The following is an 11,866-nucleotide window of genomic DNA, read 5'->3' on the forward strand; positions in this document are numbered from 1 at the left end:
GGTCTGCTTTTTTTTACATAAACATAAACTTCACTGTTGCAATCATTGCAATAAAACCAATAAAGGCTAGTAGTATCCAAATAGTACCTTTGTAGTATTTTTTATGAAGTTTTAAATCTTTACGATACTGAAACGCTATTACCGTTGCAAAAGCAATAAAAAATAATAATCCAAAAACTAATTGACCAGTCGTAAACATCTTCTTATTTTTAATGCAAATTTAAGGATAACTCGACTAAAAAACTAAAGACAATATGCAAGATAATATAGATGCTGTTAAAGCATTTCATACGGCTTTCAAAATAGGACATAGAGAAACGCCAAAAGCCGATTTGGGATTAGAAAAAAATATGCTTCGTTATAAGCTTATGCGAGAGGAAAATGAAGAATATTTAGAAGCTGCAAATAACAACGATTTAGTCGAGGTTGCAGATGCGCTTGGAGATATGCTTTACATTTTATGTGGTACAATCATAGAGCATGGTATGCAGCATAAGATTGAAGAAGTCTTTGAGGAAATTCAACGAAGTAATATGAGTAAACTGGGCGAAGATGGAGAACCGATTTATCGAGAAGATGGTAAGGTTTTAAAAGGTCCAAATTATTTTAAACCAAATATAAAAGAGATTCTTGACAAGTAATATTAATTACCAAGGCTAGATTTTTTCTTAAAATCGTAGACCCATGCATCAAAAAAAATCCGATTGAAAATTATTCTTCGATCGGATTTTTATAGCTCTATAAAACATGTCAGATAGAGTCAGTTGAAGCGTTTAGATAACTTCATGTCTCCAGCCATGCTTATCTTCTGCAAGGTTATGTTGAATATTAAGTAATGTAGACTTGAAAAGCTTTGCATAAGAATTTTCATTTTCAACAATTTCAAAAACTTCACAGTTATGCCCAAAAGCAGATACTGGACTTATCACAGCTGCAGTACCAGCACCAAAAATTTCTTTTAAACTACCATTTCTAGAGGCTTCTTTGATTTCTGTTACGCTAACACGTCTTACTTCACATTCTATGCCTAAATCTTCAGCAAGTTGTATTACACTTTTACGAGTTACACCATCTAAAATTCTGTCATTGTTTGGAGCAGTTATGAGTTTGTCTCCAATTCTAAAAAAGATATTCATTGTTCCAGCTTCTTCTAAATAATCATGTGTACTTGCGTCAGTCCAAATGATTTGTTGAAAGCCTTCCTTTTGTGCTAAATTAGTTGGGTAAAACTGTGCGCCATAATTTCCAGCAGCTTTTGCAAAACCAACACCACCATCAGCACAACGGCTATATTTTTCTGCGAATAAAACTCGCACAGGCTCGTTATAATAAGCTTTCGCAGGAGAACAAATAATCATAAAACGATATTCATTTGCTGGAGATGCAGAAATTGCTGGTTCTGTTGCTATAACAAAAGGTCTTAAGTATAGTGAATTATCAATCCCAGACTTTATCCAATCTTTATCAAGGTTCAATAACGTTTCAAGCCCTTCAAAGAAATATTCTTTAGGAAATTCAGGTATAGCCATACGTACTGATGACTTATTTATACGTTCAAAATTTTGGTCTGGTCTAAATAGAAAGACCTTATCATTTTCATCTTTATAAGCTTTCATGCCTTCAAAAACAGCTTGACCATAATGGAATACACGAGCAGAAGGCTCAATAGACATAGCCTGATAAGGCATTATCTGAGGTTTCTGCCATTTTCCATCTTTAAAATCACAAAGAAACATATGGTCTGTAAATACAAGACCAAAGGCTAAATTATCAAAATCAACACTGGTAATTTTTGATGTTTCTGCTTTTACTATATCGATTTTGTTAGACGTTATGACGTTCATGTTTTGAATTTTTTTTGGTGTTGCAAAAGTACAGAATCATTACCGTTGTAAAGACTAAGATTCCCTTAAATTTTGTAAATTCGTAAAACAATTTATTAACAAAAATCATAGATATAAAATGAAAAGATTTTTAAACTTATTGATAATTACAGTTTTAATAGTTTCATGTAATAACGAAACTAAGACTAGTGAAACAGAACAACAAATAGAAACTAAAGATATAGCCTACAATAGTTTTGGAGATAAAATTACCGATAGTGATGCACTGACATCGGAGCGAATGATGGTGCACTATGAGTCTATGAAAGTAGGCGATACGGTCAACGCAAAAATGAGAGGTACAATCTCGGAAGTATGTTCTAAAAAAGGATGTTGGATGAAGTTAGATATGGGAGACGATAAGATTGTTCGTGTTACTTTTAAAGATTACGGTTTTTTTATGCCTTTAAATGCTACAGGAGAAGTGGTTGTAAATGGTAAGGCCTTTGTTTCAGAAACGTCGGTTGATGATTTAAAGCATTACGCTGAAGATGCAGGTCAGTCTGCTAAAGAGATTGCTAAAATTACTGAGCCAGAACGAACATTTTCTTTCCTTGCAGATGGAGTGCTACTTAAACAATAGATTTAAGGTTTCTGCACTATTAATTTGTTTATTTTTTGTTTTAGGTTGTAAAGATAATGAAGAGCAAGCACAAGTTGATGAGAAAGAAACATTAGTGATGTACCAGCCATCAGAAATGGCTAAACTTATGAATGCCTTTTACGATTATAACCAATCGTTAAAAGCTTCGATTGTAAAGGGAGAATCCTTAAAGCCTATGCCAAAGGATTTTTTAAAAATCCATACAGCCCAAATGACAGATGCAAACGGTAGAAATGCAACTTTTCGAGGTTTCGCACCAGCATTTTTAAAGGCTCAACAAAATGTTTTAGATTCTTTATCACAAACAAATTTAAAATCTAGATATAATAATACAATCAATCTTTGTATAGCTTGCCATAAAACTGAATGTGTAGGTCCTATACCGAGAATTAAAAAATTATTGATTCAGTAGCTATTGAAACGAAACATCATCACCACGGCTGATGGTTCTAAAACCATACAGGTAGAAGATTGGAATGAACAATATCATTCCATACACGGTGCAATTAATGAAGCAAATCATGTGTTTTTAAAACATGGTTTGCTTTATTTTTATTCAGAACTTATTTCAAAATCTTATCAAAACGAAATTAGTATTTTAGAAATCGGCTTTGGGACAGGTTTAAATGCTTTTTTAACACTAATTGAAGCTGAAAAGCAAAGTCTAAATATTAATTATGTAGGTGTAGAGGCATATCCTGTAAAAACTGAAGAGGTTGAAGCTTTAAATTATTCAGAATTAATTTCCGAAAATTATGAGACTGAATTTGAAAAACTTCACAATTCACTGTGGGAGAAAAATTTAAGAATCACTGACCATTTTCAACTCAAAAAAGAAAAAAAATTCTTCAAAGATATTACAGCGATTTCAGAGTTTGATATTGTGTATTTTGATGCGTTTGGAGCTCGTGTTCAACCTGATTTATGGACAGAAACGATTTTTAAAATCATGTACAACGCTATGAAACCTAATAGTGTTTTAACTACTTATTCTGCTATGGGTAGTGCTCGGCGTGCTATGCAAGCTGTTGGCTTCGAGGTGCAAAGGTTAGAAGGACCACCCAATAAGCGTCACATGCTAAGAGCTATTAAACGTTAAAACTTAACTAAAGTCTTATTTCTAGCTTTTTAGCTCCCTTATCTTTGTTCAAAGATTTAAACATATGAGGGTTTTAATTACAGGAGCTACAGGTTTAATTGGTCAAGAAATTGTTAAGCTTTGTCATGAAGAAGGTATAGCTGTTAATTACCTTACCACCTCAAAATCGAAACTCCAAACTCAAGATAATTATAAAGGCTTTTATTGGAATCCTCAAAAAGGCGAAATTGATAAAGATTGTTTCAAAGGAGTTAACTCTATAATAAACTTAGTTGGTGCATCAATATCTAAGCGTTGGACCGATGCTTATAAGAAAGAAGTATTAGAAAGCCGCACCAAAACTGCAGCGCTTCTTAAAAAAACAATAAATAAAAACAACTTTCCTGTTAAACAAGTTGTCTCTGCAAGCGCTATTGGGTTCTATCCATCATCGTTAACTAATTATTATGAAGAAGATTTTGAAACGGTTTCAGATACTTTTCTAGGAGAAGTCGTCGAACAATGGGAGACGGCCGTAGATGCATTTACAACATCAGGAATAAATGTTTGCAAATTGAGAATAGGGTTAGTTTTATCGCAAAAAGGCGGTGCTTTACCAGAAATTATAAAACCCATGAAAATTGGTGCTGGTGCAGCTTTTGGTAGTGGAGAGCAATGGCAGAGTTGGATACATATTGAAGATTTAGCAAGGTTATTTGTTTATGCCGCTAAACAAGACTTAACAGGTATTTATAATGCAGTAGCGCCAAACCCAGTAACAAATTCAGAACTGACAAAAACTGCTGCAACAGTACTTAGTCGCTCTTTGATTTTACCAAATATCCCCAAGTTTGCAATGAAATTAGTCTTAGGCGAAATGCATATTATCTTGTTCGAAAGCCAACGCGTAAGTTCTCAGAAAATTGAACAAGAAGGTTTCGATTTTAAGTATCATCATTTAAAACCAGCTTTACAAGATTTATTGGCTTTAAATTAAGTTGAAGTCAAATTGTGTTATTGAATAGGAGCGAAGCACCAAGCCACAATTCTACTTATTTTTTGACCTTGCCCCATTTTAATAGTTTTAACTTTACTAGCATTGACCGTTTCTAAATGTTTGTAAATACTCTCAAGGTTTGAAGCTTTTGAAACCAAAGTTGTAAACCATTGACACTGTTTTGCAAAGTGTCTACTTTCAAAAATTAAATCTTTAATAAAACGCACTTCTCCACCTTTACACCACAGCTCATTATGTTGGCCACTAAAATTGAGAACTAATTTTTTGGTGTCCTTTCCTTTAAGGTTTTTTAGTTTTCGCATTGTAGCTTTTTTAGCATCTTCTGCTGAAGCATGAAAAGGAGGATTACATATTACAAAATCAATTTGTTCATCAGGCTTCAAAATACCCTTTAGCTTAAGTGCTTTGTTTTCTTGCAATCTTACAGCGATGTCATTTTCTAAAGCATTTTTAGATATAATGACTTTGGCACAAGCAATAGCATTTTTGTCAATATCAGAACCTATAAATTGCCAGCCGTAAGTTTTATTTCCGATTAGTGGATATATACAATTAGCTCCTGTGCCAATATCAAGTGCCTTAATAGATGTATTAAAGGAAGTGTCTTCAATTAAATCGGCGATGTAATGAATATAATCTGCTCGGCCAGGAATTGGAGGACATAAGTGTTGTGTTGGGATATCCCAATAATCAATATTATAATGATATTTAAGTAATGCTGTGTTGAGTACTCTTACGGCGTTAGGATTAAAAAAGTCAATAGATAAATTACCGTACTTATTTGGCTTTACAAAAGGTTTTAGCTCTTTAGAATGCTCTACTAAAACATTAAAGTCATAGCGTCCGTGATGTTTGCTTCTTGAATGAAGCTTAGATGTTGCTGATGGTTGCGTTTTCTTTTTCAAAATTTAGTTGCACATGTTTCTATCTAGTCCCAAATCTAAGCATAATTTTTGGCGTCTCACATTAGATTTCTTTGGGTTTGTTCTTAGGAATTTAACGGCAATAGGATATCTATATATGAGTGATTTTCTCTTGTCTTTTTTTATTATAGAAGCAGTGGTATATGCACCGTACTTTTTTGTTATTTCTTTTTCATGTGTCTATCTCATCGGGAGTAAGCGGCATATCTTTAAAAATAGTTTTTGTTTTAGGGTTATCACTTTTTCATTAGTAGTGATTAAAAGTAAATTAAGTTAAGAAAAAGTAAACACTATAGCTAAAATTAACATTCTTATAAAAAGAAAAACCACTTTGATTTTATAAAGTGGTTTTACTTATATGCAAGTGAGATACTAAAAAATACTTTTGATTACTTTATCATATCATAGCTTCGTTTAATAAAATTTGTCAATTCTTCGCCCTTTAAGAGACCTTGTGATAAACGTGCTAAGTCTAGACTTTGATTAATTAAACGCTCTTGTTTTTTCTTTGTTTTGGTATTCAAAATCTCACCAACCAATTCATGGTTTGTATTAACTACAAGATTGTACATTTCTGGCATATTTTGCATACCAAACATACCACCGCCACCAGTTTGTTGCATCTCTTTCATACGACGCATAAACTCAGGTTGTGTAATCATAAATGGAGATGCACTACTATCCATAGCTTCTAGCTGTACCATAAATTTTTCAGAAGGTACTACTTCTTTTAAAAGTTCGTCTAGAGATTTCTTTTCGTCATCAGATAATTTTGAAATCGTAGTCTCCTCTTTTTTAATGAGGTTATCAATATGATCTGCATCAACACGAGCAAAAGAAATATTTTCTTTAGATGTTTCTAACTTTTGCATTAAGTGCGAAACGATTGGAGAGTCTAACAATAAGACTTCGTAATCTTTATTTTTAGCAGCTTCGATATAGGCGTGTTGCTCATCTTTATTAGACGCATAAAGAATCACCATTTTATCATCCTTATCTGTTTGTTTAGCTTTTATAGCATTGGTCAACTCTTCGAAGGTGTAATATTTACCATCAACTGTTGGGTATAAGGCGAAAGCATCTGCTTTTTCGAAGAATTTTTCTTCAGAAAGCATTCCGTATTCTATTACAATTTTGATATCATTCCATTTAGCTTCAAAATCTTCGCGATTATTGTTGAATAATGACTTCAACTTATCTGCTACTTTACGCGTGATGTATGATGAAATTTTCTTCACTGCGCCATCTGCTTGCAAATAACTACGAGAAACATTCAAGGGAATATCTGGCGAATCAATAACACCGCGAAGCATAGTTAAAAATTCAGGTACTATACCCTCTACATTATCTGTTACAAATACTTGATTTTGGTATAATTGAATTTTATCCTTTTGAATTTGCATATCCGAACTCATCTTTGGGAAATACAAAATACCTGTTAAATTAAAAGGATAATCAACATTCAAGTGAATGTTAAATAATGGCTCTTCAAACTGCATTGGATACAATTCTCTGTAGAAGTTTTTATAATCATCTGCTTCTAAATCTGCTGGCTGTTTTGTCCATGCGGGATTAGGATTGTTGATAATCTCGTCTACAGTAATCTGTTTGTGTGGCTCAGTAGTTTCTTTACCATCCTTATCTTTTGTAGTTTTTGGAGTAAAGTCTGGGTCATTAATTTCTTTGGTGCCAAATTTAATTGGCACAGGCATAAATTTATTATACTTATTTAAAAGCTCTCTAATTCTACTGTCTTCTAAAAATTCAGTCGAATCCTCTGCGATATGAAGAATAATCTCTGTTCCTCTATCGGTTTTATCAGCTTCCTCTAAAGTAAATTCCGGAGAACCGTCACATGTCCAGTGCGCTGCAGGAGTATCTGTGTGTGATTTAGTAATGATTTCTACCTTATCTGCCACCATAAATGCAGAATAGAATCCTAATCCAAAATGACCAATAATTCCTGAATCTTTAGCAGAGTCTTTGTACTTGTCTAAAAATTCTTCAGCGCCAGAAAATGCAACTTGGTTAATGTATTTTTCAACTTCTTCTGCTGTCATACCTAAACCTTGGTCAATGATGTGAAGCTTTTTTGCATCGTTATCAATCTTTACTTCAATCTGAGGATTGCCGTACTCAACTTTGGATTCTCCAATATTAGTTAAGTGTTTTAGTTTAAGTGTCGCGTCTGTCGCATTACTTATTAACTCACGAAGAAAGATTTCGTGGTCACTATACAAGAATTTTTTAATTAACGGGAAAATGTTTTCTACCGATACATTAATGTTTCCTTTTGTCATGATATTTTAATTTTATTGCTTCTGCATGAGCAGAAATAAGAATTATGATATTTATTTTTACTTATTTTTAGTATTCAAATAAAATACCAAGTCTGTATCAATGACAAGTTGACATAAAAAAAACCATTCATATTTATGAATGGCTTTTTTTTGATCTGTTTTTAAATTTACTTTCCTTTTACCTTAGACTTTTTATTTTCAATCTTCTTTTCTTCTTTCATTTTGTTTTTCACGTGCTTATCTAACCACTGGTCTTGTTCCCAAAGCATATGCATAATAGATTCTTTAGCTCTATAGCCATGACTTTCTTTTGGTAACATAACCAATCTCACAGGTGCGCCAAGACCTTTAAGGGCATTAAAATACCGTTCACTTTGCAATGGATAAGTTCCAGAATTATTATCTGCCACACCATGAATAAGAAGTAAAGGGGTTTTCATTTTATCGGCATGCATAAAAGGTGACATATTATAATAGATCTCTGACGCTTCCCAATAGCTGCATTGATACTGGCATCTGTTAACTTTTTTACCGAGCCAGAATTTACATCTAAAATCCAGACTTCAACGCCCTTATTGGTAGTGTTTAAGCAGGCCATCGTACTTTCATCTGGAGACCATCTAAAACCTCAAAGTCTAGGGTTTTCTGGTAGTCAAGTAACCTGCTTTACAACTTTTTGAGATGTTTTTTAACTTTAAAATTACTATAAAACGTTGTTCTACTCCCTATATTAGTTACAGGGTTAATACGTAAATCTGCAAGTCTCATTTTCGGTTTCAGAAAGTTCAGCAATATATTTATACTGGTTTCTGTAAATAAGAACCATGTTTTGGCCTTTACTGTCAATTTGTACATCTGGTGCTAAATCAACATCTGCTAGTTCAAGGATTTCATCAGAAGGTGTCTGATACGTTAAACTCGTCTGAGCATAACTTGCACATATGAAAAGTGCTAGACAAAAATTTAGACTGTTTTTTATGATAGTGAAAATGCTTTTTTATCGTTTATACAATTGTTAAAATTAAACCATGCCATTGGCTTTTTAGAATACTATGCATGCATAACGAATAGACTTTCCTATAGCCTTTAAATGGTTAAATTTGTATTTCCTCTTAAAAATAAATTATGTACAATTCAAAAATTATAGGCTTAGGCAAATATGTCCCAGATAATGTGGTCACAAATGATGATTTATCCAAACTCATGGACACCAATGATGAGTGGATTACCGAGCGTACTGGAATTAAAGAACGTCGTTGGGTCAAAAATGGTGATGGTAATACAACTGCTACCATGGGCGTTAAAGCTGCAAAGCAAGCTATCGAGCGAGCAGGCTTACATAAAGACGATATTGACTTCATAATTTTTGCAACGCTTAGTCCAGACATGTATTTTCCTGGTCCAGGCGTACAAGTTCAACATGCATTAGATATAAAAACTGTTGGTGCTTTAGACGTACGTAATCAATGTTCTGGTTTTGTATATGCACTTTCTGTTGCCGATAATTTTATAAAAACGGGTATGTATAAAAATGTGCTTGTTATTGGTAGTGAATTACATAGTCATGGGTTAGACAAAACAACACGTGGACGTGGTGTTACCGTAATATTTGGAGATGGAGCAGGAGCGGCTGTTTTAACTAGAGAAGAAGACACAAGCAAAGGTGTTTTATCAACGCATTTGCATTCTCAAGGAGAACATGCAGAAGAATTGGTTTTAGTTGCTCCGGGTATGGGAAAACGTTGGGTTAATGATATTTTGGCGGATAACGACCCTAGTGACGAAAGTTACTTTCCGCATATGAACGGCCAATTTGTATTTAAAAATGCAGTAGTTCGCTTTAGCGAAGTAATCATGGAAGGCTTAATGAAAAATAAATTAAGCAAAGAAGATATAGATATGTTAATTCCGCATCAAGCTAATTTACGTATTGCACAATTTATACAGCGAAAATTCGGGTTAAGTGATGACCAAGTGTATAACAATATTATGCGCTATGGGAATACTACAGCAGCATCAATACCTATTGCTTTAACTGAAGCTTGGGAAGAAGGTAAGATTAAAGAAGGAGATAACGTTGTTTTAGCTGCTTTTGGTAGCGGATTTACTTGGGGAAGTGTCATTATTAAGTGGTAATATGAAAAATTAAAAACTATAAAAGCCGAAACGGGAGTTTCGGCTTTTTCTGCTATTAACCAACTTTAACTAACACTATGTTATAACTAAGATATATAACATTAATTACTTAAAACTTATCTATTATATAGACGTAAACGTTTATCTTTTATTGCAAACTTTAACTTCTGGTTAACAAAAAAATCCAAAAGCGGACAACTTTTCGATTTTACTATATCTAATGCTCTAGTTTGTTTTATGTTTTGAAGACTAACTCAAATAATTGTAAACTATAATTAGTTATAGCGTAAGTCGTTATGATATTTATAGCATTACAAAATTAGTGATCAAACAGTGTGCCAAATAAAAACCCGAAGTAATTTTACTTTGGGTTTTCGTTTTAATAACCTAACACTAACACTAACCATCAACTATTAAGAAAGGCTACTAAAATAAAATTGTTTAGAAGAAACCACCATCATTTTTCTCATCATTATCACGATTTTTTCTTGATTTAGCTCTGTACTTACCGCCGCCAAATCGGTAAGATAATCCTGCGAATATTTGTTTAAATTCACCTTCAAAGTTTACCTGTGTTGGTATTGGTCGTGCACTAAACACACTAACTTCTTGGGTGTTAAGTACATTATTAAAGTTTAAACTAAAGGTTGCTCTATTGTCTTCTAAGAAGCTGTATCTCATACCTAGGTTAAGAAAGTAAATAGGGTCAACTTCAAAGTTTAAGCCTGTTTCTGTATTTCTAAAGAACCCAAATGCAGATAATGAAAGACTTTTTGTGACTTTAAAATTATTGAATATTCTAAAATTCATTATTAAGTTATCAACTTCTACAACATTAACATTAATATCATTTTCTGTTGGGTTTGGTAAAGTTGGGTCAATAGACTCTGCAATACCTTTCTGTTTTTGGTTATACAAATCGAAACTTGCATTTAAGCTCCACCATTTTGTTACTTTGTAATTTGATGATAATTCAAAACCATAAGCACTGGTTGTGTCAAAATTTCCTCGAGTTAAAATCACACGACCAGCGGTTAAATCTGAGCGGTCTACAATTACAACTTGATTAATTTCATCTTCTATGATTCTGTAGAATACACCACCAGTAATACTTCCTTTTTCAAGATTTCTGGTATAATTGAATTCTGCTGAGTTTGTAAACTGTGGTACCAATTCTGGATTTCCGAATTCAGAAATCAAAGCCGTGTTAAATTCTGGTACAGGATTTACATCACCTACGCCAGGTCTGTCTACTCGACGACTTACGCTAAATTGGTAAGCGTTCTTTTCTGAAGGTTTATAGTTAACAAATATTGATGGATACAATTGGAAGTAATCATTCTCAAATGGAAAGTTCGTTGTTGTGTTATTTGATAAATCAGTATCCACAGCAAAGGCGTCAACTTGCACACTTTCTGCCCTTAGACCTAATTGATAAGACCATTTATCTAACTGTTTACCATAACTCTCATAAGCCGAGTAAATATCTCTAGTATAATCGAAAACAGTTTCTGTAGGTACAAAATTCCCGATCATGTTTCTCACACGACCGTCAGAGCCGTATCCTAGATTGTTTTCAAATAGTCGCGCTTGTAAACCAGTTTCAAGTTTTGCTGTTTCAGAAAACGGATGCACATAATCTAAATTTATCGTAGTTCTCGTTCGTTCAGTATTTGTAAATTCTAAAAAATTTGGTCGTTGTGCACCAGAGAATAAATTATTAGTGTCAGCGGAACTGTCAAAAATATTATGGTCAACTTCTAGCTCAATATTTTGTCCTTCAGCTATATCGTATTTGTAATGCGAATCAAGAGTTAAATATTAGTGTTATAAAGGCTGCGGCTAATCGTCCATAAACATGTAGACTCAGTCCTTTAGTAGATCTCACCTTACTCGCTTTCTGTATATCTGATTTTTCAATAAG

At 33.3% G+C, this 11,866-nt stretch carries 11 protein-coding genes and 1 pseudogene; 6 read left to right on the forward strand and 6 right to left on the reverse strand.

The window, feature by feature from the left end:
- Positions 1-13: 13 nt before the first annotated feature.
- Positions 14-199, reverse strand: coding sequence for a hypothetical protein (locus tag HKP48_RS10260; protein WP_296345511.1), 186 nt, complete (start codon positions 197-199; stop codon positions 14-16).
- 55 nt (positions 200-254) lie between these two features.
- Here HKP48_RS10260 and HKP48_RS10265 point away from each other — a divergent pair, with 55 nt between their 5' ends.
- Entirely contained in the window at positions 255-641 is a 387-nt protein-coding gene (locus HKP48_RS10265) for a nucleoside triphosphate pyrophosphohydrolase family protein (protein ID WP_296345513.1), read from the forward strand.
- Between the two features lie 132 nt (positions 642-773).
- Here the strand turns inward: HKP48_RS10265 and HKP48_RS10270 are convergent, their stop codons facing one another.
- Positions 774-1,844, reverse strand: coding sequence for a branched-chain amino acid aminotransferase (locus tag HKP48_RS10270; RefSeq protein WP_296345516.1), 1,071 nt, complete (start codon positions 1,842-1,844; stop codon positions 774-776).
- A gap of 118 nt (positions 1,845-1,962) precedes the next feature.
- Here HKP48_RS10270 and HKP48_RS10275 point away from each other — a divergent pair, with 118 nt between their 5' ends.
- From HKP48_RS10275 to HKP48_RS10290, 4 genes are all read left to right on the forward strand, one after another.
- Positions 1,963-2,466: a DUF4920 domain-containing protein gene (locus HKP48_RS10275; RefSeq protein ID WP_296345518.1), complete on the forward strand. Its 504-nt coding sequence runs from the start codon at positions 1,963-1,965 to the stop codon at positions 2,464-2,466.
- Complete coding sequence (locus HKP48_RS10280; protein ID WP_296345520.1) at positions 2,444-2,899, forward strand: hypothetical protein; 456 nt, start codon at positions 2,444-2,446, stop codon at positions 2,897-2,899. The genes HKP48_RS10275 and HKP48_RS10280 overlap by 23 nt, the downstream gene beginning before the upstream one ends.
- 3 nt (positions 2,900-2,902) lie before the next feature.
- A complete protein-coding gene (mnmD, locus tag HKP48_RS10285) occupies positions 2,903-3,586 on the forward strand; it encodes a tRNA (5-methylaminomethyl-2-thiouridine)(34)-methyltransferase MnmD (RefSeq protein ID WP_296345522.1) in 684 nt (227 codons plus the stop codon).
- A 64-nt stretch (positions 3,587-3,650) separates the two neighbouring features.
- Positions 3,651-4,562 carry a TIGR01777 family oxidoreductase gene (locus HKP48_RS10290; RefSeq protein ID WP_296345523.1) on the forward strand — a complete coding sequence of 304 codons (912 nt, stop codon included), beginning with the start codon at positions 3,651-3,653 and terminating at the stop codon, positions 4,560-4,562.
- A 17-nt stretch (positions 4,563-4,579) separates the two neighbouring features.
- Here the strand turns inward: HKP48_RS10290 and rlmF are convergent, their stop codons facing one another.
- From rlmF to HKP48_RS10305, 3 genes and pseudogenes are all read right to left on the reverse strand, one after another.
- Entirely contained in the window at positions 4,580-5,491 is a 912-nt protein-coding gene (gene rlmF, locus HKP48_RS10295; protein WP_296345529.1) for a 23S rRNA (adenine(1618)-N(6))-methyltransferase RlmF, read from the reverse strand.
- A 404-nt stretch (positions 5,492-5,895) separates the two neighbouring features.
- Positions 5,896-7,806, reverse strand: a complete 1,911-nt coding sequence (gene htpG / locus HKP48_RS10300) for a molecular chaperone HtpG (protein WP_296345525.1) — start codon at positions 7,804-7,806, stop codon at positions 5,896-5,898.
- Positions 7,807-7,973: 167 nt separating this feature from the next.
- Positions 7,974-8,312, reverse strand: a pseudogene (locus tag HKP48_RS10305) (prolyl oligopeptidase family serine peptidase); the annotation flags it as partial.
- Positions 8,313-8,931: 619 nt separating this feature from the next.
- Here HKP48_RS10305 and HKP48_RS10310 point away from each other — a divergent pair.
- The gene (locus tag HKP48_RS10310) at positions 8,932-9,942 is read left to right on the forward strand and encodes a beta-ketoacyl-ACP synthase III (RefSeq protein WP_296345527.1); all 1,011 of its coding nucleotides are present in this window, start codon (positions 8,932-8,934) and stop codon (positions 9,940-9,942) included.
- A 441-nt stretch (positions 9,943-10,383) separates the two neighbouring features.
- Here HKP48_RS10310 and HKP48_RS10315 read toward each other — a convergent pair whose 3' ends face one another.
- On the reverse strand, positions 10,384-11,730 hold the full coding sequence (locus HKP48_RS10315) for an outer membrane beta-barrel family protein (RefSeq protein ID WP_363928612.1): 1,347 nt from the start codon (positions 11,728-11,730) through the stop codon (positions 10,384-10,386).
- Positions 11,731-11,866 lie beyond the last annotated feature (136 nt).

The sequence above is a fragment of the Winogradskyella sp. genome, assembly GCF_013042245.1.
In the GTDB taxonomy this organism is placed as follows: domain Bacteria; phylum Bacteroidota; class Bacteroidia; order Flavobacteriales; family Flavobacteriaceae; genus Winogradskyella.